The sequence below is a fragment of the Cutibacterium sp. 37298 genome (genome assembly GCF_023838685.1).
In the GTDB taxonomy this organism is placed as follows: Bacteria; Actinomycetota; Actinomycetes; order Propionibacteriales; family Propionibacteriaceae; genus Cutibacterium; species Cutibacterium acnes.
In genome coordinates, this window is the sequence record NZ_JAJNRJ010000001.1 from 374,647 (window position 1) to 398,025 (window position 23,379).

The 23,379-nt window shown below is 58.6% G+C and carries 17 protein-coding genes and 3 pseudogenes; 12 read left to right on the forward strand and 8 right to left on the reverse strand.

Annotated elements, in window-relative coordinates; translation table 11 throughout:
* Window positions 1-1,413, reverse strand: a complete 1,413-nt coding sequence (gene uxaC, locus LRP59_RS01820; protein WP_002531543.1) for a glucuronate isomerase — start codon at window positions 1,411-1,413, stop codon at window positions 1-3.
* Between the two features lie 64 nt (window positions 1,414-1,477).
* Window positions 1,478-2,485 (reverse strand): LacI family DNA-binding transcriptional regulator, encoded by a 1,008-nt coding sequence (locus LRP59_RS01825; protein ID WP_002512683.1) that lies wholly within the window; start codon window positions 2,483-2,485, stop codon window positions 1,478-1,480.
* A 176-nt stretch (window positions 2,486-2,661) separates the two neighbouring features.
* On the opposite strand from LRP59_RS01825, the gene LRP59_RS01830 reads away from it, so the two are divergent.
* The 5 genes from LRP59_RS01830 to LRP59_RS01850 all read left to right on the forward strand — a co-directional run bounded on the left by LRP59_RS01830 (window position 2,662) and on the right by LRP59_RS01850 (window position 12,887).
* The gene (locus LRP59_RS01830; protein WP_002512684.1) at window positions 2,662-4,086 is read left to right on the forward strand and encodes an MFS transporter; all 1,425 of its coding nucleotides are present in this window, start codon (window positions 2,662-2,664) and stop codon (window positions 4,084-4,086) included.
* Between the two features lie 19 nt (window positions 4,087-4,105).
* Window positions 4,106-6,598 carry a TIM-barrel domain-containing protein gene (locus LRP59_RS01835; protein WP_002512685.1) on the forward strand — a complete coding sequence of 831 codons (2,493 nt, stop codon included), beginning with the start codon at window positions 4,106-4,108 and terminating at the stop codon, window positions 6,596-6,598.
* A 32-nt stretch (window positions 6,599-6,630) separates the two neighbouring features.
* Window positions 6,631-8,412 carry a beta-glucuronidase gene (gene uidA, locus LRP59_RS01840; RefSeq protein ID WP_002533188.1) on the forward strand — a complete coding sequence of 594 codons (1,782 nt, stop codon included), beginning with the start codon at window positions 6,631-6,633 and terminating at the stop codon, window positions 8,410-8,412.
* A gap of 124 nt (window positions 8,413-8,536) precedes the next feature.
* Entirely contained in the window at window positions 8,537-11,917 is a 3,381-nt protein-coding gene (locus LRP59_RS01845; protein ID WP_032504767.1) for a hypothetical protein, read from the forward strand.
* Window positions 11,918-12,185: 268 nt separating this feature from the next.
* Window positions 12,186-12,887, forward strand: a complete 702-nt coding sequence (locus tag LRP59_RS01850) for a (2Fe-2S)-binding protein (protein WP_032499761.1) — start codon at window positions 12,186-12,188, stop codon at window positions 12,885-12,887.
* Here LRP59_RS01850 and LRP59_RS01855 read toward each other — a convergent pair.
* Window positions 12,833-13,519: a hypothetical protein gene (locus tag LRP59_RS01855; RefSeq protein ID WP_002520885.1), complete on the reverse strand. Its 687-nt coding sequence runs from the start codon at window positions 13,517-13,519 to the stop codon at window positions 12,833-12,835. The two genes, LRP59_RS01850 and LRP59_RS01855, sit on opposite strands and share 55 nt — an antisense overlap.
* A gap of 194 nt (window positions 13,520-13,713) precedes the next feature.
* Between LRP59_RS01855 and LRP59_RS01860 the strand changes: the two genes are divergently transcribed.
* The 4 genes and pseudogenes from LRP59_RS01860 to LRP59_RS01875 all read left to right on the forward strand — a co-directional run bounded on the left by LRP59_RS01860 (window position 13,714) and on the right by LRP59_RS01875 (window position 17,617).
* A complete protein-coding gene (locus tag LRP59_RS01860) occupies window positions 13,714-15,060 on the forward strand; it encodes a PLP-dependent aminotransferase family protein (RefSeq protein ID WP_002512689.1) in 1,347 nt (448 codons plus the stop codon).
* 330 nt (window positions 15,061-15,390) lie between these two features.
* Window positions 15,391-16,339 (forward strand): annotated as a pseudogene (locus LRP59_RS01865) (D-alanine--D-alanine ligase).
* Window positions 16,332-17,048, forward strand: coding sequence for an SURF1 family protein (locus LRP59_RS01870; protein ID WP_014604275.1), 717 nt, complete (start codon window positions 16,332-16,334; stop codon window positions 17,046-17,048). The pseudogene LRP59_RS01865 and the gene LRP59_RS01870 overlap by 8 nt, the downstream one beginning before the upstream one ends.
* Complete coding sequence (locus tag LRP59_RS01875; RefSeq protein ID WP_002531551.1) at window positions 17,045-17,617, forward strand: DUF3817 domain-containing protein; 573 nt, start codon at window positions 17,045-17,047, stop codon at window positions 17,615-17,617. Before LRP59_RS01870 ends, LRP59_RS01875 begins: the two co-directional genes overlap by 4 nt.
* Window positions 17,618-17,875: 258 nt before the next feature.
* Here the strand turns inward: LRP59_RS01875 and LRP59_RS01880 are convergent, their stop codons facing one another.
* The 3 genes from LRP59_RS01880 to LRP59_RS01890 are packed head-to-tail and all read right to left on the reverse strand — an operon-like array spanning window position 17,876 to window position 20,038.
* Window positions 17,876-18,802, reverse strand: a complete 927-nt coding sequence (locus tag LRP59_RS01880) for a ParB/RepB/Spo0J family partition protein (RefSeq protein ID WP_002520890.1) — start codon at window positions 18,800-18,802, stop codon at window positions 17,876-17,878.
* The gene (locus LRP59_RS01885; protein ID WP_002520891.1) at window positions 18,799-19,791 is read right to left on the reverse strand and encodes a ParA family protein; all 993 of its coding nucleotides are present in this window, start codon (window positions 19,789-19,791) and stop codon (window positions 18,799-18,801) included. The genes LRP59_RS01880 and LRP59_RS01885 overlap by 4 nt, the downstream gene beginning before the upstream one ends.
* Window positions 19,792-19,846: 55 nt before the next feature.
* Window positions 19,847-20,038: a hypothetical protein gene (locus LRP59_RS01890; protein ID WP_002520892.1), complete on the reverse strand. Its 192-nt coding sequence runs from the start codon at window positions 20,036-20,038 to the stop codon at window positions 19,847-19,849.
* 950 nt (window positions 20,039-20,988) lie between these two features.
* Between LRP59_RS01890 and LRP59_RS01895 the strand changes: the two are divergent.
* Window positions 20,989-21,356: pseudogene (locus tag LRP59_RS01895) on the forward strand (hypothetical protein).
* A gap of 8 nt (window positions 21,357-21,364) precedes the next feature.
* Window positions 21,365-21,583, forward strand: coding sequence for a hypothetical protein (locus LRP59_RS01900; RefSeq protein WP_032499722.1), 219 nt, complete (start codon window positions 21,365-21,367; stop codon window positions 21,581-21,583).
* Window positions 21,584-21,612: 29 nt separating this feature from the next.
* Here the strand turns inward: LRP59_RS01900 and rsmG are convergent, their stop codons facing one another.
* Together rsmG and LRP59_RS01910 are read right to left on the reverse strand one after the other, a co-directional pair.
* Window positions 21,613-22,248, reverse strand: coding sequence for a 16S rRNA (guanine(527)-N(7))-methyltransferase RsmG (gene rsmG, locus LRP59_RS01905; protein ID WP_002520894.1), 636 nt, complete (start codon window positions 22,246-22,248; stop codon window positions 21,613-21,615).
* A gap of 485 nt (window positions 22,249-22,733) precedes the next feature.
* Window positions 22,734-22,935: pseudogene (locus LRP59_RS01910) on the reverse strand (hypothetical protein).
* A 20-nt stretch (window positions 22,936-22,955) separates the two neighbouring features.
* Between LRP59_RS01910 and LRP59_RS01915 the strand changes: the two are divergent.
* A complete protein-coding gene (locus tag LRP59_RS01915) occupies window positions 22,956-23,327 on the forward strand; it encodes a hypothetical protein (RefSeq protein WP_074025664.1) in 372 nt (123 codons plus the stop codon).
* Window positions 23,328-23,379: the final 52 nt, after the last annotated feature.

The window sequence follows — 23,379 nt, forward strand, 5'->3', positions numbered from 1 at the left end:
TCACAGGCCAAACACCTGAGTGGGCTGCTCCACGACAAGCCGATGAGCTATCTCAACCGCCTCATCCAGGTCAAGCCTGCCCAAAACCACCAGCTCGGCGAGGTGAGCGGCATCAAGGCGCCGACTCATATCGTGACGCGCCGGAATTGAGCAAAAAGCACGAGTGTCGTCAATCATGCCGCTCACCCGACTGAACCCAGCCATCTCAGTAACGGCGTGTTTGAACCTCATCACCGACTCGGGTGCGTCGATGAACCACCAGGGCACACCGATATAGAGGCCGCGATACCACCCGGACAAGGGAGCGATTTCGCGTGAATAAAGGGTCTCATCGATCGTGAAAACGACCAGCTTGAGGTCCGTGTTGCCAAATTTGTCGAGTAAGGGGTGAAGGGAGTCGACAACTTCCAGCGTCACCGGAACGTCGGAACCAATATCGGCGCCAAATCGATGGAACGCGGCGGTGTCGTGATTGCGGTGCACTGCTGGATGGACGGTCATCGTCAAGCCGTCCTCGCTGGCCATCCTCGCCTGATCGGTGAAGAGATGCCGACGGAGGAGGGTCATCTCCTCGACAGTGGCCCGACCTGCCACCGAGGCGTCAAAAATCGACGCCGCACGATCGTGGTCAAGGATGATGGTGCCTAAGTCGCGGTGGCTGTGGTCACTGGACACCGCGCCGTGCTGTCTAAAGTAGGCGCGCCGGTCCTCCATTGCCTCGGTAAACCCGTCCAGCGTCGTCGCATCGCAACCACTTACCTCAGACAACCTCGCAAGCAAGCCCGTCCAGCCTCCGGCAGCCGGTTCCAGGTACTTATCTGGGCGGAAGGTGGGGGCAACGCGACGGGTGAATGTCTCGTCGGCAGCCAGTCGAGCGTGCCCGTCGAGATCGTCGCAAGGATCATCGGTGGTTGCGATGAAGGCAATGTCGAAGGAGTCCATGAGAGCGCGGGGCCGGAAATCCGGCTGGGCGATTCTTTCAGCGATGGTGTCGTAGATGCGGTCAGCGTTCTCAGGGCTGGGTCGTTCGGTGATGCCAAAAATGCCGACAAGCTGGTCAACGAGCCAATAACGCATCGCTGTGCCAGCAAAATCACGCCAGTGCTCGCACAGGATCCGGAAGGCCCTTCGGTTGTCCTCTTCGCTCATCGTCTTGCGCCCAACACCCAGGTCCTCAAGATCGACGCCATTAGCATGCAGCAGCCGATTCACGTAGTGGTCGGGGGTAATGAGCAGGCTCGTCGGGTCAGAGAAAGCCATATCGTCGGCGATCCATGACACCGGAACGTGTCCATGAGGAGAAATAATGGGCAGACCCTTCGTGGATCGGTAAATTTCGCGCGCAGCAGCCAAAGCGGAGGACTCGCGGGGCAGCAGACGATCCTCGGAGAGGGTGAGAGTCGGCGTTGACATGACGTTCACTGTGCCCCTTTGCAGGGTTTACCCGGAACGAGTTGCCGTCACTTGCCCCGCTTAGCTATCCAGATTCCCGCACCATAAAGGACACCGGGACAACGTCCTCGCTGGGTGCCTGGCGCTCATGATGACTCGGCTTCTCAACCATGTCGAGAAGCCGATTGACGGCCACAACCCCCATTTGGAACTGATTGACGCGAACCGTTGATAACGCCGGCGAAACCAGGGCTGAGAACGGGATGTCGTCGAACCCAATGACGGCGACGTCGTTAGGAATCCTGAGGCCACAGGCCATTGCTCGACGCATGAATCCGATCGCGATGAGGTCGTTGTAGGCGATGACAGCGGAGGTCGGATGGGCCCGCCACATATCGAACGCTTCTATGCCGCCCCTGATAGTGGGTGTCGGGCAGGCAAGCTGATGCACTGTGACTTTGCCGTAGCGGCGAGCACGCTCAAGCAAACTGCGCCACCTCACCCCCGATTGCCAAGACGCTGTCGGCCCGGCGAGATACGTCACTGTGGACCGTCCTTCGCTTACTAAATGGGTGAGAGCATCCCCGAGTCCTTCATCAGATGCTGGTGTCACCGATGACACTCCTGGAACCTTACGGTTGACCGTCATGACCGGCTTGATCCCGGCAAGGTGCCGCAAACCGGCGTCCGACATGCGCGAACCAACAAAAATGAAACCGTCGACAGTAGCCAAGGACCGTTTCGTGGTTTCAGACTCAATCTCGGACGACTCGTTGGAGTCAATGAGGACGACCATGTAACCGCGTTTGCGGGCACCTGCGAAAATCCCTTTGACGGTAGCCCCGAACACCGGATTCATGACGTCGGCAACACACACTGCGACGAGGTGATACATCCTACTCGTCGAAACTCTCGGCACCTCATCCTGACGGTAGCCAAGCTTCCGAGCGGCCTGAAAGATCCGTTCTGACGTCTTGACACTCACCCGCCCCGGACGAGAAAAGGCTCGAGAGACAGTTGACGGAGCAACATCGGCAGCCCGCGCGACGTCGCTAATGGTAACCGGTGCGGTGGACTCCTCGTCTACACCCATGGTCTGATTCTATCGCCAACCTACCTGGTCCAGGCCCGTAATACACAGGGTGCAAACCATGGCAAAACATCGCAATTCTTGACACTCCGGTGCGAATCTCTAGACAAGGCGATGCTGCCTGTCCACAATGCTGTGACGATAATCGTCGCAGCCTTAAATAGCATAGAGGGTTGTCAATGTCGACCATCACAACGAAAGGCCAGAAGGCTAAGGCGGTGAATGCTCGCGATTTCGATATTCGCGACATGATTGGCTACGCGCTTGGCGATGTGGGCAACAATTTCACCTTCAACTTGGTGAATTCGTTCCTCATGATTTTCTACACCAATGTTTTCGGTCTTGCCGCGGCGCTGGTGGGAGCATTGTTTATGGCTGCCCGTCTCGTTGACGCCTTCGTCGACATCATGGTCGGCCGCCTTATCGACAACTCGAAGATGACCAAACGCGGACGCTTCACCCCGTGGGTCATGCGCATGAAGTTTCCGCTTGCTGCCTCCGCCATTCTCCCCTTTCTGCCAACTGCCGGCCACCTTCCCATGACGACACGTGTGGTCTACGCCTTCGTCACCTATCTGGCCTGGGGCATCTTCTACTCCTTTGTCAATATCCCCTATGGATCCATGGCGTCAGCCATCTCCGGGAAGCCGCGCGACAAGACCTCGCTATCCACCGCACGGAGCATTGGCTCGGCTTCAGGCGCCGCCATCGTTAGCTATGTCGTGCCGCTCATTATGTACGGCAGCAACTCTCATCAGATCAACCCGCATCGATTCTTTATGGGAGCGGCTATTTTCGCCGTCCTCGGCTTGTTCTGCTACATCGGTCTGACGATGCTGGCCGTCGAGCGTATTCGCATTGATAAGACAGAGCGCGTCCCGTTGGGCAAGATGTTCTCTGAAATGGCGCACAATAGAGCCCTCGTCATGTTGGTCATTATCGACATCGTTGTTGTCATCAATCAGAACCTTTCTGGCGTCACTCTGACCTATCTTTTTAATGACTACTTCCAGAACAAGACTGCGATGTCTATTGCCCTGGTATTTAATTTCACAACTGTCATTCTAGTGGCTCCTTTCGCGCAGACCCTGGTTCGAAACTTCGGTCGAAAAGAATCGGCAACAGTGGCATTATTCTTCGGCGCCGCCATGTACGGTCTGATGCTCATCATCCACACCCACAGCCCCTGGATTTTCCTTGTTGGCCTCTTCTTCGGCTCGCTCGGCGCCGGCGTGTTCAACCTCATGGTGTGGGCCTTCATTACCGACGTCATCGATGCCCAGGAGGTCATGTCCGGGGAGCGTGAAGACGGTGTCATCTATGGCGTGAACTCCTTCGCCCGCAAACTTGCCCAGGCCATTGCCGGTGGAATCGGCGGAGCCATGCTGACGATGATCGGCTACCAGTCCTCCTCCCAAGGTGGTGCCGTTCAGTCGGAGTCCGTCGCCAATCACTTGTATACGCTCGCCACCGCCATCCCGACGATCTGCTGTCTCGGCGCTGCCCTGCTCATGCTGGGCTACCCGCTCACCCGCGACACGGTGGTCGCCAACGCCGACGAGTTGGCTCGTCGCCACGCAGTACAGGCCGAGCAGAACTCCTGACCCATAACGGAGGCACATCATGGACACGCTCATGAGGATCACCAACCACTTGACAACCTCGCCGGGTATCCAGTTGAAAATTGACAAGCGATGGTGTGCCTCCGTCACATTTGTGACGCGTTCCATCGCCCACGTGCGAATTTTCGACGCCGCCGGTCCGCAGCTCGACCGGACCTGGAGCATCAGCCTCGGTTCCGACGTCACCCCGCGGACCGGACTGGGGCCCCGTAACCTCCTCGACCATTCCCCTGCCCCGGCATGGGCGGGCAATTCTCGCGATGTCGCGCCCGTCGAGGACATGGAGGTGACGACAACTGTCACCGCCAGCGCCGAAGACACTGCTAGCCACCCGGAGTTTTCCGGGATTTACGCTGACGAACCGGTCGATTCCCCTGACCCAGATGAGAAGTCCTTCATCGTTGGCACCGATTCGTTGCGGGTCATCATCCGCGACTGCCCATTACGGATGACCTGGCAGCGCCGGGCTGACGACTGGGTCACCGTCAGCGAAGATCGCCCCACCGGGGCCTATGAAATCGGGACTCACACCGGGCGGGTCGCCCACCACAGAGTCCGCAACATCGACGACCGTTACTACGGCCTCGGTGAGAAATCGGGCGACCTGGAGCGCACCGGACGTATCTTCGACATGAGGTGCCTGGACGCCCTGGGATATGACGCCGGCAGCACCGACCCCCTGTACAAACACGTGCCTTTTCTCATGACCCGCACCGCCAACGGTGCCTTCGGGATCTTCTATGACAACCTGTCGGCATCGCGATTCAATCTGGGAGCCGAAGTCGACAACTACCACCGTCCTTTCACCTCGTGGCAGGCCGACCACGGCGACATCGACTATTGGGTCATGACAGCCGACCACCTCTGCGATCTCACCCCGCAGATCTTGCGTCTCACCGGCGACCCGGCCTTTCTACCGCGCTGGGCGCTGGGCTACTCGGGCTCGACAATGCACTACACCGACGCCCCCGACGCCTCCCACCAGTTGCTGAAGTTCATAGACCTGCTGCGCGAGCATGCGATCCCGTGCGACTCCTTTCAACTCTCGTCGGGCTACACCACCATCGGCTCGCGCCGTTACGTCTTTACCTGGGACCGTGACAAATTTCCCCAGCCCACCGACACTACGAGGCACTTTCGTGACGCCGGCCTCCACCTGGCGGCAAATATCAAACCAGCCCTACTAACGACGCACCCCTATTACCGCGATGTGGCAGAGGCGGGGATTTTTGTCACCAACTCCCGTACTGGGGAACCGGCGACGTCGATGTTCTGGGGCGGTCACGGCAGCAACGTCGACTTCACCAACCCGCGCGGAGTGCAGTGGTGGAAAGACAACGTCCGCCACCAGCTCATCGACATGGGCATCGAATCCACCTGGAACGACAACAACGAGTACGAATTGTGGTCAGAGGACGCCATTTGTGACGGTTTTGGTCAGCCTGTCGAGCTGGACCGCATTCGCCCAGTGCAGGCCCTTCTCATGAGCTGTGCCTCCTTTGAAGCCCAACGCGAGGCTGCCCCTGTCGAACGCCCCTTCCTTATTTCTCGGTCTGGGCCGCTAGGTCTACAGCGCTACGTCCAGACCTGGAGTGGTGACAATTCCACCTCTTGGCGCACCCTGAAGTACAACACCCGGATGGGTGTAGGGATGAGCATGTCTGGGCTAGTGAATTTCGGCCACGACGTCGGCGGATTCGCCGGTACCACCCGACCCAGCCCGGAGCTTTTTGCCCGCTGGGTGGCCAACGGCGTAATGCATCCGCGCTTCACGATCCATTCCTGGCACAACGATGGTTCGGTCAATGAACCCTGGATGTACCCCGAGATCACCGACATCGTCTGGGAGATGATCCGACTGCGCTACCGCCTCATCCCATTCCTGTACACCCTGTCATATCTGGCGGCGGAGCGACGCGAACCCATCGTCAACCCGGTGTTCAGCCTCGACGACACGCTTCATGAGGAGTCCGATGATTTCCTACTCGGTCACGACCTGTTGGTGGCATCCGTCGTCGAAAAGGACCAAACCACTCGAACCGTCACCCTCCCTCACGTCTCCGACGGCTGGTTTGAGTTCGATACCGGCGTCCATCATGACCCAGGCACCGTCACCCTCGAGGCCCCACTAGACCGCCTGCCACTGCTGGTGCGCGCCGGGGCAGGGATCCCACAGTGTGAGTTGCCCGCGCCTTCGGGGGAAATCATCACCACGCGGACGGTCGAAAACTCCCCGCACAGGATCGTTCTCTACCTTCCTGACGGTAACGGCCATTCGCAGGGATTTTTCTTCGACGACGATGGCCATACCAATGGTTACCGCCAGGGCCATGGGTACTGGCTCACCTGGTCCGCCGATCACACCGACACCACGGTGATAGTCCACACTCATGTCGAAGGTGACTACCAACCGTCATGGGGAACTATGGCCTTCGCTCTTCGCCCAGGAGATGACCGCGCCATCAAGGTCGTAGCCGACGCCGCCCAGGACTAGAAACCAAACGCCACAACCGGAAGGAGATCACGATGCTGCGACCACAGGATACCGCCACCCGGGACACGAAGTGTCTGTCGGGGATGTGGGACTTTGCCTTCGACGCCGAGGACCGCGGCCAGACAGAGAAATGGTTCACTCGACCGTTGCCCACGCGCACCGAGATGGCTGTTCCGGCGTCGTACCAGGATCTCTCCACTGATCCCGCCGCCCGCGATCACGTTGGCCCAGTCTGGTACCAACGTGAGGTTCGCATTCCGCGCGGCTGGACCGATGATCGCGTCGTCGTCCATTTCGAGTCTGCGACTCATGCCGCCACCGTCTGGGTCAACGACGTCGAGGTCGTCAGACATGTTGGCGGGTACCTCCCTTTCGAAGCCGATATCACCGATCATGTCTGCGCGGGCAAAAAATGTCGGCTCACAGTTCGTGTCGACAATCGGTTGTCCTTCCAGACCATTCCGCCGGGGGTTATCGTCGACTCTCCCGAGGGCCCGAAGCAGAAGTACTGGCACGACTTCTTCAATTACGCCGGCATCCACCGCGACGTGTGGCTGTGTCGCCGCCCCCAGGCCCACATTGAGGACGTCACCATCACCACTGACATTGACGGAAATGACGGAATCGTCACCTGGTCGGTTCTTTCGCACGATGCTGAACCTTTAACGACTCGGGTGACAATTTTCGACACCGAGGGCAACGTGGTCGCTGAGGGAACCAGTGCGAACGCCCATGCCCGCATCCCGTCGGTCCATCTCTGGCAGCCAGGCCACGGGTATCTTTACGAGGCCGAAATCTCCCTAGTCGACGGTGATCAGGTAATCGATACTTACCAGCAGGTCTTCGGCGTCCGAACTATCCGTGTCGACGGCGCCCGCCTCCTCGTCAACGGCGAGCCCGTGCACTTGACCGGATTCGGCATGCACGAGGATCACCAGACCATCGGCAAGGCCCACAACGATGCCCTCATGCTGCGCGACGCCGCCTGTCTAGAGTGGATCGGGGCGAATTCGCTGCGCACGTCCCATTACCCCTACTCCGAGCGTATCCTCGACTACACCGACCGTCATGGTCTGCTCGTTATCGACGAAACCCCTGCTGTCGGCATAAACATGGGTCTGGGTGGCGGCATTTTTGGCGCCCAGGGCTACCCGACTTTCTCCGCGGAGACCATCAATGACAAGACCCAAAAGGTTCATGCCCAGGTCATCCGAGACCTTATCGCTCGAGATAAAAACCACCCCAGCGTCATCATCTGGTCCATCGCCAATGAGCCAGAGTCTGAGACTGAAGCCGCCGAAAACTACTTCCTCCCCCTCTTCGATGTGGCACGCGCAGCCGACCCCACCCGTCCGGTGAGTTTCGTCAACGTCATGCTCGCTCCGTTCGGAAAGTGTCGCGTATCGCAGTACTCCGACGTTTTGCTGCTCAACCGCTATTACGGCTGGTACGTCGACACTGGCGACCTGGCTGCCGCTGAGCGTCACTGGCGAGAAGAGATGGCAGGTTGGGCCAGCGAGAACAAGCCGATCATCATCGCCGAATACGGCGCCGACACCATGCCCGGTCTGCACCAAATCCCCGCCCAGCCATGGAGCGAGGAGTACCAGGTCGAAGTGCTCAAGATGAACGAGCGGGTCTTCGACTCTTTCGACGCCGTCGTCGGTGAGCACATCTGGAACTTCGCGGACTTCGCGACCACCAGTGGCACGATGCGCGTCGGAGGCAACCGAAAGGGCATCTTCACCCGGGATCGCCAGCCCAAGTCGGCCGCCTTCCACCTGCGCAAGAGGTGGCGTGGCGTCGCGCAGTAACGTCCACACAAGTAGACCCGGTGGGCATGAGAGCGAGCGCCCTTACGCCCACCCCAACCCGGACCGCTTGCCCGTCTGGCCACTCCTCCATGGGAACCACTCGATGGCAGGCACAATTGGTTCTATGGTCACTCAAGCTCACATGGATTCCGTGAATCTAAGACTGGCGCTCAACGGTCTGCCACTGCCGACGGCTGCGCGCGCTTCCTACATTGACGTTGTCGCCCCAGTCTTGGCCCGGCAGCGCGAGCTGAGGAGGGAACTCCCCGAGCTCCTCTGCCCGGCCGACCGCCGTATTCAGGCATTCATCGACCGCTACCTGGGCGAGGACTCTTCCGTCCACCCCCGACTGCCTGACACCACCTTGACCCTCGACGAGCCCGGCCTCGCACGGGCCCTCTCGCTACCCGTCGACGGCGACGATTTCAGTTCCGACCTTGTCTCGAGCTACCGAGTGGCCAACGGCGTCCTACACAATCCCCGCAATGACCGTCGCACCACTGCTGGTGTATTCCACGTCGCCGAGGGCGGACTGGCAATCCCCGACGACAAGAAGGCCGTGCCGATCGACGTCTTCGCTCGTCTGCTCGACCTCGCCTTCCAGGCCCCGCCCGAGCACACCCTGCTGCCTTACACTTCTACCCAACCGGTCGACCGCCAGGCCCACACCTGGGTTTCCTTGTTGCTGAGGCCCCTGGTGGTGCCCGAAGTGCCCGGTTTCGTCTCCGAGCGCCGCATGGAGATTCGGTTCTTCGCCCCCGGCGGGCTGGTCTCCAACCTGGACTTCGTGGAGGGGATCTTTGGCAACAGTGGCGATCCCCTCCTGCCCGTGAACGACTCGGCCCTCGCCCCGTCAGGTTGGACTGGCCACAGCGGCTGCATCATCCTCGCCCCGCATCTCAACCTCATCCGCAAGGTAGACCTCGGTCTGCCCCATGTCGACCAGGCAACCGACCGTCAGCGTCGCGACGGGATGTGCTGGTCTGACGAGTCTGAGCTCTACAACGAGGGCAAGCCGTTCAAGCTGTGTGCCCGTGACGAGTCCGGGGTCATCCTCACTATCGTCGCCGACAACTACTTCGGCTATTGCAAGAAGGAGGTTAAGACCCAGATCTCCTACTCAGCTAACTTGTTCGGGCTGGCCGAGGAGGAGCATTCCGGCGGCGCCCGCGCCTACATCTCCCACAACGAGGGCCAGGAATACGCCACCCCAGTCTGCGACCAGACGGTTTCCGACGTCGTCATGGCCAATCCGGACCACTTCGAGATGCTTAGCGACGGCCAGGCCCGGGTACTCGATATCGACGACGTCGTCATGGTGCCAGGTGGGGCCAAGTTCAGTCTGCGTGACGGCACTGTCAGCTGGGATAACGGTGACCACTCGATCCGAATGCGCGCTGACACCGAGTACATCTCCCCCGCCGGTTACCGGATTCACATGGTCCACAACGATGCCGACGACCAGTGGTACCTCGAGGGCACCTACGGCGATTCGACGACCCTGCATAAGTGCTGCACGGTATCCGGTGGTGGAAAGTCGGAGATCTCCAAGGCCATATCGGACACCTTCCTGTGGGGCAATGCCTACTCTCCGGATTTCGAAGCCGACATGGATGCCGTCGATGACATCTTGCATCGGGACTACTCGACGCGGTTCGCCGATCCCAAGCTTAACGGCATCGACCATCGTCCGGTCCTCTCGACGGAGCGTTCGGTGGGTTCGGTCATCAAGCTCCTCACCCCATCCTCGGACTTCACCGACTGGTACAACGATTGGATCAACTCGATTCCGGCCTTCCGCAAGGAGCTGGTCTTCACCATCAAGCGCTACTACAAGCCGGAATGGGGTGATGACTGGCGCTCCCACTTCAGCGTCGCCCCCACGAATGGTCGCCACGGCAACATGGTCCGTCTCGACGGCCAGAAGGTGCTGGTGAGTATGGCGCGCGTGGGATTCCAGCCCGACGGTTCGTGGCGGCTGTTCACCCTGCGCCACGACTACGCTCCGGCCGTCAAGGTGCAAACCGAGGACGACATGACGGCGTCAATCGTCACATCTCCGGGCGTAGTCACCGGCCCTGAAGGCCTGTCGCGCAAAGTCGTCGCCAACTGCGAAGCGTTGCTCTTCCAGCGCCCTGACGACGCCATTTGCCGTGGGTACGACACCCAGACCGAACGTGATATGAGCGGGAGGGACTTGTTCATCTCGAACTACCAGCCGCTAACCCGCGAGGACGTCAGGGCAATGCGTGACGACGTGGTGGCCTTCTCGAAGTTCACCCCACCGATGCGCACCTTCCTGTCGAACTTCGCCGATTCCGATCCTTCTGAACAGCCAAAATTCGTCGTCTCCAGCGCCAATCCTCGTCTTATCGACGGGGTGCGTTCGCGCAACCCGCGCTACTTGCAGGTGCGTCCAGACATCGCCAAGCCGCGCGAAACCGCAATCGCCAATCTTGCCAGCCACCTGTATCACGGGCTGCCGATCGACGAACCGCTGCCTCTGCCGGTCGACGTGGTCGCCGCTGGGCGTCGCAACAATCCACCCGAGGGCAAAATCCCGGCCTTGTGCGCGTACAACCCGCTGCACTACATGGAGCTGCCGGAATTATTCATGGAGTTCATCTCCTCGATGACTGGTAAGAGTCCTTCGACGACGGGAGCCGGTTCGGAGGGAGCCCTGACGAAGGCACCGTTCAACGCCTTGCCAGCGGTCTTCGACCTCAACTCGTCCTTCCTGTCCTTCGTGCTATCGGGGTACGACGGTTGGTTATCCTCGGCTGGATTCATCGGCCCGAAGGTTGAGGTCGCCCACGACATTTCCCTGCTCGTCCCGGAAATCTTCTGCCGGATGTCCCCGGCTGAGAGGGATGCCAAGACCCTCATCGAGGGTGGCTATCTGGAGAAGCTGGAAGATTACGATAAAGACGGCGAACTCATTCTCGCCTCCCGTCTGGGCTACCGCATGACGGAAAAGTTCATGCGCACCTACTTCGGGCGTATCTTCTTGCACCCCGACACCGTCTTCACCCCTGAGATGCTGCGTCCGGAGCTGCAGGACGCCGACATCTTCGCTGACTCGGTGCGAACGATCTCGACCACTCACGCTCGAGTGGCCAAGGCCTATTTCGACGACGGGACGGTCTCGCTGGCGGTACCGCCCATCCGGGCTCTGCTGGAAATCATGGTCAACGGAGTTTGCTCGGAGGGTTGGACTCTCGACGATCCCGAGTTGCGGGAGATGTTCACTCGCGAGTCAGTACTTGCCTCCGATTGGTACGCCGAGCGTATCGACGCCAAGCAGGCCGAAGCCGTACGGCGCGCCGAGCGAGGAATCGCCCACCTTGAGCAGTTCATGGCTGATCCGCGTAACGCGTCCGCCTGCGAGGAGATTGACGTCCAGGCCCGTCTGGATCAAGTCCGCAAGTTCCACGATCGCGCCGTGACGGCTGAGTACCGCCAACAGTTGGTGGGCACTCTTGGTCGGCAGGTCAACTTCCGCTGAGGTTGGTCGGCCCCGCGTGTCATCACCTGGGGCCGATCGTCTGTTACCTAGGTCTCTAGGTTCCCGGTATCCCAGGCCCTTCGTGACGTATCCGGAATCTCTAAACCCTGAACATAATCTGGGCGCCGGATCCTTGTGACGAAAAATCCCGCCTCGGGTAGGGTCACAGCACTCGAGTGCTTTGCCCTTCACCGTGGCGGGATTTTTCGCACCTCATCCCCTGTCATTGGACTCGCGAAGCAGCATGAGAGGCAGCACTATGGGGGGTGTGGACGTCATTGATCTCGCTACAGCCGGTTTCGACGAGTGGGTCTGTGTCGAAAATCACCGGCCGAGCGATCCCCCCGCTGGTTCCTGGCTTCCGGCGATTCAGCTCATCGCTCCCGAAACCCTCATCCGCCGTGTCGACCACACCCACGAGGTTCTCCTGGCCCAGCGCCATGAGGGAAAGGCGGGCCATGGTCACGAGGTCCCTGCCGCAGATGGCCCGGTTGCCCATCGTGTCGCACTGTCGGCAACCCAACTGGGAATTGTCGCCAGGTTGGTAGTTCCGGCCGTCGCAGCCCGGGCTCTCGGCAACGATGTCGATTTCCCCCGGCTCGCGGACCTGTGGTTCCGTGATGTGCTTCCTGCTCCGGTTCCCGTGTCGGTGGCTTGGCAACCGGGACCAGCGAAAATCACCGGTTCAGCGGTTGAAGAGATCACTCGTGCCTTCATCGCCGCCGGGTTGAGCAAAATTGTCGCCTGGGACAACCTGGCCTCAGCAGTGAGCACTTCGGTCATCATGGTGACTCGCTGTCGCCCAGATTTACGCCAGGCAGCCATCGACGTCGCCACAGAGATATTGGCCATGGTCGACCCACGCCCCGGTATCACTGCCGGACCGGGCTTTCACCGCCGCAGTTGTTGCCTCTATTACCAGGTCAGTGGTTCTCGTATAGCTTGCTGCGGGGATTGCGTGCTGGTCTGAACCACGGTCGCCGGGGCATCGTAATCATGGCGGGCCGAACTCATCGGCCATCGCAATCGTCCAACATCAGCTGGAACTAACCCGTTGCCGCGCAACCACCCAAACCAGCGCTCCGTCCAACTTTCTTCCGTTTTAACTGTCCGCCGCAGGTCTAACCTCATGCGACGAATCGATCCGGCGCTCATAGGGTCAACCTCCTGGAATCCCCACGATTCCAACCAGGTGACGGGTGCGATACGAGGATCGGTACACGGTCCAATAACGCCACCAGCCTCAATGACCGGCACGGATCCGTGTAGGCGAGCTGCCAGGAAGGACGTGCGCACTCTCCCCCAAGAAGCGTCACTCCGATGGGGAAGAAAGCCCACTAGAACCGCTGCCCCAGGTGTGCGGGGAATTTTCGACATCGGATGGTCTGGCGGAAGACAGGTTTCAGCAGCGACGAGCAGGATGCCCTCGATCTCGTCCCTGTGACGACTTGCGACCCCAAAGAATCCCCACCGCTGGCAAGCTTCATCAGCCCACTCTGGCAAAGCCTTGTCAGGGTCAATTTTCCATTGCCGCAGCCGGGGGGCGGGTCCCAGAATTCGGGTGTCCTCCTGCTTCAGCGTTGTCAAATGCCTGACTCGCACAATGTCTCCTCCCGACGCGCCCTGCAGCGGGTCGACGACGGCTCCTCACCGCGCCCCGCTGTGACGTCCGATGGGTGAAATAGACCACACCTGGGTGAGTGTCATTCTAGATTTCCAGGTCTGCGGTGGGGCACAGTGGGAGGGTGAGCAGCACAAACCACATCACCAGGCAACCTGTTCCTCCGACCGATAGTGTGCGCGTCAACGCCGCCGTTGCTGCTCCCAAGGCTGCTGACGCCGCTACCGACCGCCGAGTCGACACCACCTTTGACAAGTTCCACGATCGGTATTCCACCCGCTCCTTGGGGTTGAAAACCTCTCCCGTCCGTGCCCTGTTCGCGGTAGTGAATCGCCCCGAGGTCGTTTCCTTAGCCGGTGGTATGCCCAACATTGCCGACCTTCCTCTTGACGTCGTCAGTGAGTCGTTGAAGGAGCTCGTTGACACTCGCGGCACTGTCGCTATGCAGTACGGGTCGGGGCAGGGTGAACCTGAGATGCGCAAGCACATCTGCGAGGTGATGGCCGTTGAGGGGCTCGTCGCAGATCCTGACGACGTCACTGTCACGTGTGGTTCTCAACAGGGCCTGGATCTCGTCACGCGCATTTTTTGCAACCCAGGCGACGTCATTATGGCCGAGTCACCAGCGTATGTCGGGGCGCTCAATACCTTCGCCTCGTATCAAACTGAGGTCATTCACGTCGACATGGACGACAGCGGGTTGGTTCCGGAATCCCTGCGTGAGAAAGCAACCGCAGCGCGTCAAGACGGTAAGTCGGTGAAGTTCCTTTACACGGTTCCTAACCACTCAAACCCGTCGGGAATCTCGCAATCGACCGAGCGTCGCCGGGAGATCCTGGCGGTAGCTGACGAGCTGGATCTGTTGGTGGTTGAGGACAACCCGTACGGGTTACTCAATCTCGATGGTGATCCGCTGCCGACGTTGAAGTCGATGGATCCCGACAACGTCGTGTACTTGGGGTCCTTCTCCAAGACATTCGCGCCAGGCTTCCGCATCGGTTGGGTTCTGTCGCCGTCGTTCGTACGCGACAAACTGGTTCTTGCCCAGGAGTCGGCGACCTTGTGCCCGCCAGTCTTTTCCCAGTTTGCTGTCTCGAGCTACCTGGCCCATTGGGATTGGCGTGCCCAGGTGGACAGCTTCATCAATATGTACCGCATCCGTCGTGACACTATGCTGTCCTCGTTGGCTGAGACTATGCCTGAGGGGACGACGTGGTCTCACCCATCTGGCGGGTTCTTTGTCTGGTTGACGATACCGGGAGCGATCGATTCTGCCGCCATGCTTCCTCGGGCTGTGACGAAGCTTGTCGCTTACACTCCGGGGACGGCATTCTACGCGGATGGTCGTGGTCAGCGCAATATTCGCCTGTCGTTCTGCTACCCAACTCCCGAGCGCATCAAAGTCGGTGTCGAGAGACTGGCTGGTGTGATGCGTGAAGAGCTGGAAATTGTCGAGACGTTTGGACTGGCTGACGAGCGGCGTCATTCCCGCGATTTGGGTCCTGGTCCGAACTTGGCGTGATTCTGATAGGGGTCAAGCCCTGCAGCGATGCGACTCCAACTCGCGTTCTATAGATATAACGTTATGTCGACTTAGCTATATATGGAAGACGGAGCTACCGGGAGCAACTATGAGCTCGGCCCGTAGCGGGTTTGCTTCAAACAATTATCGTTTATTGCTCACTTCTATGGCGGGCGCAGTTTGATAACTATGTGAGCATCGGCCCGGCGTGCTTCAACCACGTCCCAGGCGGACGCTCACCCAAGCTGCTCCTACGTTGCTGCCGTTGTCTTATAGATACCGGGAGGGTCGGTTATGCCATCATTGTCCCGGCACTGGTTGAATGGGGGCATGTTGCAACCAGTCGTCGTCCTTGCCGGAGGGCTCAGCCACCAGCGCGACATTTCTCTGAAGTCGGGTCGCACCGTTGCACAAGCGCTGCGGCGGGTCGGACACGAAGTCGTGGAAGCCGATATTGACTCCGCGCTCATTGAAACCTTGCGTGCCAACGACGGTGCCGTCGTGTTTCCCATGTTGCACGGTGGTCTTGGCGAAAATGGTGCCCTTCTTGAAGTGCTTCAGCTCATGGACATCCCCTATGTGGGCTCCAGCCCAGCAACCTGCCGTATCTCTTTCGATAAGTCCATCGCATCTCGCGCCGTGGCCGCAGCCGGGGTCGTCACACCACAGCAGGTCGCGTTGCCCCATAATGTCTTCCGTGAGCTCGGCGCTCAGATGGTCATGCGTTCGATCGCCGAAAAGTTTGGCCTTCCGGTCATCGTTAAGCCGGCACATGGGGGCTCAAGCCTCGGTGTCACAAAAGTCGATGGCGTCGACGATCTTCCTCAGGCCGTCGCGAACGCCTATGCCTATGACGACATGGTTGTAGTCGAGGAATTCATTGTGGGCAACGGAACTCGCAATAGGCATGATCACGACGTCTGAAGGCACGCGTGTGCTGCCAGCCGTCGAGATTCGCCCTGTCGGTGGTGTCTATGATTATTCAGCGATGTACACCGGTGGTGAGACACGACTAACAGCTCCTGCAGACATTAGCGGTACGGCGGCCCAAACCGCGACGGCGATGGCCCGAGTCGTGCAAAAGGAGCTCGATTTCTCCGGGATATCTCGTGTCGATGCGATCGTGGACGAATCCGGTCGCCCAGTCTTCTTGGAGGCCGGTGCTGCTCCCGGGATGACAGCTACTTCGCTCGTACCCGTGGCTATGAAAGCTGCCGGTCTAGACCTTGGCGAGGTGTGCTCTCGACTAGTCGATGACGTCGCTCGCAACCATGGCTGACAGTGTGCACACGAGGGGCTCGCGCCACGCCGTGCGCGTCAAGCAAGCATCTGTCGTCTTGCTCGGCGTCGTCCTTGCCAGTGTGATGGTCTTCCTCGGACTGTGGCAGATGAACGTTTTTGAGTCCCAACGTGACGACTCGACGCAGGCGCGTATCAACGAGCCAGTGATCACCTGGAATGAGGCGCCTAAGAAGGCCAGTGTCATGGCTCAGTACGGACGCCGGGTGACGGTGACGGGCACGTTCCAACCGTCGACCACAACCTTGATAGGCACATCGTGGCCAGTACGCGTCGTAACGGGAATCAAACTGACCTCCGGGGAAACGATGGCCGTAGTTCGCGGCAAGCTCTCGAAAGGCGAGAGAGTCCCTGCTGCGCCCACGGGGGCTATAACAGTGACGGGTGTGCTCGCGGCATCTGAAGCCGATGACGGTCGCCGAAATTCCCAGATGCCGGCTGCCGTGCTCCCCTCCTTGCGGCTGGAAGTGTTGACCCAAACATGGCCCCAACCCTTGGTACCAGCAACCCTGACCCTCGATGAGAAAAATGCGCACGCTCAGGGGCTCGCCCCAGCGCAACCAGTACTCCCGAAGGGTGATGGTGGCGAACGTAATCGCGGCTACGCATTGCAATGGTGGGTTTTTGCGATCTTTACTGTTGCCATATCTCTCGCGTTCGCCCGAGCAGCAGGCAAGCATAAGGAATGACGGCCTGCTTGACGCGGCGTCAGTTGACGTGCTTCGGTACTCTGTTTCACGTGAAACACAGCGACGACGTGACCAGTGACGACTTTTACATGACACCTGACAACATCTCTGACGACACTCGCGCTAGCAATGCGGCCCACGACCACTCGACGGACTCCCGTCACTCCGAGACTGCCGCCGAGGCTGAAACAGAGCCATGGATCGAGCCTGATGACATCTCAGGGGTTCGCAAAGCCCTGCTCTGCTACCGCGTTATGGCATACATTGTCGGAACACTCTTGGTTGTTCTCGTGTGTGTAGCGATGCCACTCAAGTACGCGGCGGGCACGCGAACGATGGTCAACGTCGTCGGGATCTCCCACGGATGGCTCTACCCCATACTGCTCATCACCGCCTATTTGTTGGGACGCAAGGCAGGCTGGCCATTAACCCGCCTGCTCATCATCGCTTTGGCCGGAACGGTTCCGTTCCTGTCCTTCGTCGCGGAGTATTTCGCTCATAAGGATGTCAACCGTCGTATTGATGACGCGAAAAACTACTGGGCTCATCATGGCGCACCAACTGAGTGACGAGTTGCATGTACTCTCCCGGTGCCTACTCCAGTACTGTGCTCCACGCATCACCTCATTGCAACTAACCTTTGGCGTGTAGCAGTGTGCTCACACGACACAGTGTTTTTCGCAGATTAGCGGCCGCTGTGAGCTACTCCCGTCTTTAACGCACGTACACCATCACGAGCAACATCGGTCCGACCGCGAACAGGGTTCAGTGTGACGCCTTCGACCACGCTCTCTTCCGTGGCCAAACGCATTCAGTGTCTTACCTCATCAGTCAGAAAATATGTTGATAAGTCGCTCTAGCTCCTCATTATCATTGAATGGGAAGGTTATGGTGCCTCTCCCATTACGGCGCCGCACTTTGACTGCGGTACGGAACCGCTGAGATAGCTGTTCTCCCAGCTTCACGGCCTCAGTATCCCGACCGGGTTTTTTTCGCTGATGCGGCTTAACTTCTGTCGTGTCGTCCAAAGTCTGACGAACCAGCTCTTCAGTCGCGCGTACAGATAAACCTTCGTCTACGACGCGGTTTGCTGTGCCGACTTGTACCTCAGGATTATCAATCGCCAAAAGGCATCTAGCGTGACCAGCGGTGATCTCACCATCAAGAAGTCGTTTCTGCACGCCCGCGCTAAGTTTGAGCAACCGAATGGTGTTCGCAATCTGTGACCGGGAACGCTGGATCTTCTCCGAGAGCTCATCCTGAGTGCATCCAAAATCGTTGAGCATCTGCTCATAAGCGGCTGCTTCTTCGAGAGGATTTAACTGTACGCGATGGAGGTTCTCAAGCAACGCATCCCGCAGCATGTCCTCGCTCGCCGTGGTGCGCACGATCGCAGGAACCGTTGCGAGGCCGGCCTTGCGAGCAGCGCGCCACCGACGCTCACCCATAACGAGTTCGTAGCCGTTGTCGGCTGGGGTCACAACTACAGGCTGCAGAACTCCGACCGCCCGGATAGACTCTGAGAGTTCGGTCAGTTCTTCCTCGTTAAACGTTTTACGCGGTTGGCGCGCGTTCGGAGAGACCTCGTCCACGGAGATGAGCTCGAGTCGAGAGCCTCCAACAGGTTCGTTTATCGCGTCGCCGTCAGTACTAGCGTCATCAACGCGCTCTTCGTCATCATCATCGAGATCCGTCCGTTGAAAAAATTCTCCGAAACCCCGCCCTAAACCGCTGTGCTTGGCTGCCACTGTCATCCCTTCTTAGTGTCAGAAACATCGGGGTGCTTCACACCGCTGGTATTTGTACTGTGCTCATCGCCCGCATGCCGCTTTGCAAACTCAGCAGTAGCTTCCCGATACGCAACTGCCCCCGCTGATGTCGGCTCGTAAGTCAAAACGCTACGGCTATAGCTCGGTGCTTCCGAAACTCGGACAGACCGTGGTATGCGCGTTGACATCGTTTCACGTGCGAAGTGGGTACGAACCTCTTCATCCACTTGGGTAGAGAGGCGTGTTCGACCATCGAACATTGTCATGAGGATCGACCCTAAACGGAGCTCTTTATTCATCGCATGCCGAACCGCTTCGATCGTTCGCATCAGCTGCGTGACGCCTTCTAGGGCATAGTACTCACATTGAATTGGCACCAACACTTCGTCGGCAGCCACCAGCGCGTTGAGGGTCAAAAGCCCAAGTGATGGGGGACAGTCGAGAATCACGTAGTCCACGTCATGATTCTTCAAATACTTCCGCAACGCCTTCCGCAGGCGGCGTTCACGCCCCTTCACGTCTACAAGTTGAAGCTCAGCGCCGGAAAGGTCAATCGTGGCTGGGACCACTTCAAGACCGGGAGCTTCCGGGCTTGGCTTCGCGACAAGACCAATGTCCTCCTCATCTATGAGAACTTCGTATGTTCCTGGCGTTCCCGCTTCGTGGTCGATTCCAAGCGCCGTCGAAGCATTACCCTGTGGATCGGTATCAATTACGAGCACCTTAAGTCCACTCATAGCCAGCGCAACCGCGAAGTTAATTGCAGTAGTCGTCTTGCCAACGCCGCCCTTCTGGTTGGCCACCACAACAGTTCTCGGCGACGTCGGACGCGGGAGAGTCAAGGGCACGGTTGGTGTCGTCGAGCTATCGATACTATCGGCAGAAGATTCCGCGACCTCGGGTACATCGGGACTATCGAATGCCGCGCGCTTGGGCGCTCCGTCATAGATGGGGACCTCGTTGGTCATGCGCATCCTTTCAGTCGCGAGCGGAGTGACGTTTCACGTGAAACACCGATACTCGGTCACTTTACCGGCCACATCGTTCAGTGCCAGAGTCATCCTGCAGCTGTGGATAACTACCTATGTTGATAGCAGTAGCCTGTGGATAACCACTTCCCACCGGTGGACAACCCAGATCTCCATACCCGTACGCTGATCCTCCGTTCATCGACACAACGTTGCAGCCATCAACGTCACGTTCATAGAACCGCCACGCCATTACTCACGTGCCTGAGTCAAAACGAAACACAGCCGCCCCGTTAAACCCCAGCCCTACGGTAATCTGCAGCCAACGTACCGGCCGGGCTGGCACGCTGAAATAGCTCGTGGTCAGGTCGCAGCATCAAGCGCCCGTGACCGCTTCATGCGACTGGTCCCGCACCGACCCCACATGACTCTTTGGTCTGGAGCTCACGTCAGTCACCAAGCACGTTAACGGCGTCGTCAACTGCACGCACCCACAAAGGGGAAACGGGTCACATTCTTGGCCTGGTCTGTCCAACCAGTTCCGTAGAAGAATGTCGCGGCTTCCGGCCACCTACGCGCCTAGCTCCTCCGCGAGCTCTGTCTCCAAGCTGCTAACACGTTGACCGGACGTGTTGGACATAATTCTTGAACGATATTTCGGTGAATTCACCTCAACTCGACGGTTCATACCGCCGATTTAATCATGGTGATGTGGCATTCGGACCCTGATTCAACCAAGGCTGCTTCACCAAGCCGTCGACTTCCTACGACCATATAGCTGAACGCATGACCGGGTGGAGCCCCATTGCCTCGGGGTCGGGTTGAACACCTTTGGAGGCGGGGTGGTGTCTTACTCTTGACCGGGGCTCCTCCTCAGCTCAGACATGCTAAGCGTCCCGTGATCAACTCACTCCGCGCGTCATGCCAATTGCACGTCCTTACCCGGTTGCAGATCGTTACCCCCTGTGCTGCGACCAGACGAGCACAGACGTTCGAACTTGGATGCTTCACTTAAAACCGCGACGCCGCCAAGTCGGGCCACCAGTTCAGGTCAATCGCTAGCCCGAGCACGCCAACCGGCGGGCTGCTGTATACGTAACCGGCAACCTATCAGCACACCTTCGCCTGGATGTAATGGCCAGATCACTCCGTATGTCTGCTCGAAGGTACATACGGCGGTGTGTCGTCCCAAGCTGGGAACTGATGTCTCGCTGTTCTTTCGCTCAAGCTTCCACTGATGACGCGTCTGTTGCCTGTCATCCCGCGCAATTCTTGGACACCGTAAAACTCTTATCCCACAGTGCCGAGCTGGTAAGACGTGCCACGCTGTTTCACGTGAAACACCGCATTCTCCTACGCGCGGTCTGTCATCCAAGCGCTATGCCTTCGACGAGCGTCCGTAGCCATATGATCGGTACGGACGACCGTCATGGCTCACCCAAGCCCACGCACACCGCTGGTCTCGCTACGATCACCTACCGCCATCCTTGCTGGTGCCCTGCCAGCGTGTTGATGGTAGCCTCACCACTCGCCGGGGGACCTCAACTCGCAAGCGACGGCTACAGCCTTAAAATCATCTATCACAAACATCGGGGCCAATATCCGGCTTATCGATCGGTATCGCCAGCGGGTTCACCAAGTTTCGGCCTTACAGACGTTGATGCACCTAGCCTTGGACACCGCGCCCGGCCGATATTCATGTTCAACATACGTTGATGCCGCCTCGGACACTTACTTCGACGGCATGCTACAAGCTCCGTCCGGGACCATCACCGAGACCATGATGCAAGCGATTTGACCTAGCGCCTACAGCAACATCTCACATGTTTACTTACCCGTACGACGTACTCGAACTGCGCGCGTCACGTCCGAGGCCGGATCAGCTCGGATCAGCAGTACTTCGGCAGACAGACGTCGCTTCGAAAGCTCTTTCTTCGCCTTGACGACCTCGTCATCAGCCGATTGCCCCTTCAGAGCCAGAAGACTGCCCGAATCCACGATCAGATCTGCCGTCCAGTTAATCAACGTAGCTAACTTTGCCACGGCACGTGATACAACGACATCAACGTGCAGATCAGCATCCTCGGCTCGGCCACGGACGACGGATACCCTATCGTCCAAGCCCAACTCGTCAATTGCTTCAGTCAGAAAATTCGAACGGCGCAGCATCGGCTCAATAAGGATCATCTCGAGGTCAGGTCGCAGGATCGCTAAAGGAATACCCGGCAATCCGGCTCCGCTTCCAACGTCGGCTACGCGGCAACCCTCAGGTATCAAACTCTCAAGAGCAATACTGTTCAGGATGTGGCGCTCCCACAGTCGGCCAATCTCCCGAGGGCCAATTAGACCCCAATCAACCCCGCGTGATGCCAATATATCGACATATTGCCGAATCGTTTTATAGTTATCCCGATACAGCCTCACGGCAATGGCATCGTCACTCACCAGGGTCATACCGAACATCCTGCCATGCTTGGCGCCTCACTCCGCCTTTCCTACGGGCATTCACCAGAACCACAGACAGCTAGCCAACCCCGCACAGGTCTCCCGAACCACACAGCGGACAGGCCATATCGGGGCGTAAGCGCGTGAAATTGAGAGGCGTCTCCCGACTTACACAGAGGACAGGCTCGAACCACTGGCTTGAGCTCAATTCGAAACAGCCCGACATTCATCTCAACAGTCCCTCACCAAGAGCACCTGGGCGGCACGCTCGCGCCTTCTCGACGCACCAACCATCACAGCCTGACCATGCTCACTTTCCCACGAGCAACCAATGCAGACATTGCCTAACCAACACACCAGTCGATTTACAACAACCGGAACGCCGAGAGACTTTTTCCGAACTCAGCACCATGATCACGCCTCGTGAGCCTCATCGTCCCCGTGATCACAACAACGTCCATCTGGAAGTATCAAGTCAGCTGGAAGTTCAAATCAGCTGAACATCAACCGCATGAGTCCAGCGCAAAACATCGGCGCCCGTCCAACATGTCCGTCATCCTGACGTAAGCGTGCAACAAGACGTCACCGTCGACGACGAACGACACAAGACCGTTAGCGTGATCCGTAGAAGTCTGGTCAGGAGTCGCACCACGGCGGCACCTGGTTGGCAATTTCCCGATAGCCCCGCCAGCCTTGACTTGCCACGGCTGTTGCCCATCTCCAGTTTGAACCATGCGGACCCCAAGAACATACGAACTCAAGACACAGAATGCGGATCCACGGGAGAAGACATGACCTTCAACAAGAGAGGTCAAACGCAGTCCATAGATTTAGGGACTATCGCCTCATCCAGGGAGTACCGTCCACTATCGAAATACCACCGGTATTCAACTAGTTGTACAGACGGGAATTTCAGCAACGTAATTCTGCGGCGAGACTCCACTGATCTCGCGACACAGCTGAGAACTGGGTTCGCTTTCTCGCGCTCTCAGCAATACTGTCCGTCTAATATGAGTGAAGGAGACTCAACTTCCTCGCTAGCTCAACTCAACCACGACGACATTCTTCGCATCGCGTCGGGGGACCACCTTCACTGACCTAATCCCTCTTCACTGATCTAATCCGATTGACTGATCGCTGACCAGGTTC

Coding starts and splice junctions, on each gene's coding strand:
- uidA (WP_002533188.1), top strand. CDS start 6,631: ATGCTGCGACCACAGGATACCGCCACCCGGGACACGAAGTGTCTGTCG.
- LRP59_RS01885 (WP_002520891.1), bottom strand. CDS start 19,791: ATGCGCATGACCAACGAGGTCCCCATCTATGACGGAGCGCCCAAGCGC.
- LRP59_RS01845 (WP_032504767.1), top strand. CDS start 8,537: ATGGTCACTCAAGCTCACATGGATTCCGTGAATCTAAGACTGGCGCTC.
- LRP59_RS01835 (WP_002512685.1), top strand. CDS start 4,106: ATGGACACGCTCATGAGGATCACCAACCACTTGACAACCTCGCCGGGT.
- LRP59_RS01880 (WP_002520890.1), bottom strand. CDS start 18,802: ATGACAGTGGCAGCCAAGCACAGCGGTTTAGGGCGGGGTTTCGGAGAA.
- uxaC (WP_002531543.1), bottom strand. CDS start 1,413: ATGTCAACGCCGACTCTCACCCTCTCCGAGGATCGTCTGCTGCCCCGC.
- LRP59_RS01870 (WP_014604275.1), top strand. CDS start 16,332: ATGGCTGACAGTGTGCACACGAGGGGCTCGCGCCACGCCGTGCGCGTC.
- LRP59_RS01890 (WP_002520892.1), bottom strand. CDS start 20,038: ATGGCGTGGCGGTTCTATGAACGTGACGTTGATGGCTGCAACGTTGTG.
- LRP59_RS01875 (WP_002531551.1), top strand. CDS start 17,045: ATGACGGCCTGCTTGACGCGGCGTCAGTTGACGTGCTTCGGTACTCTG.
- rsmG (WP_002520894.1), bottom strand. CDS start 22,248: ATGTTCGGTATGACCCTGGTGAGTGACGATGCCATTGCCGTGAGGCTG.
- LRP59_RS01825 (WP_002512683.1), bottom strand. CDS start 2,485: ATGGGTGTAGACGAGGAGTCCACCGCACCGGTTACCATTAGCGACGTC.
- LRP59_RS01830 (WP_002512684.1), top strand. CDS start 2,662: ATGTCGACCATCACAACGAAAGGCCAGAAGGCTAAGGCGGTGAATGCT.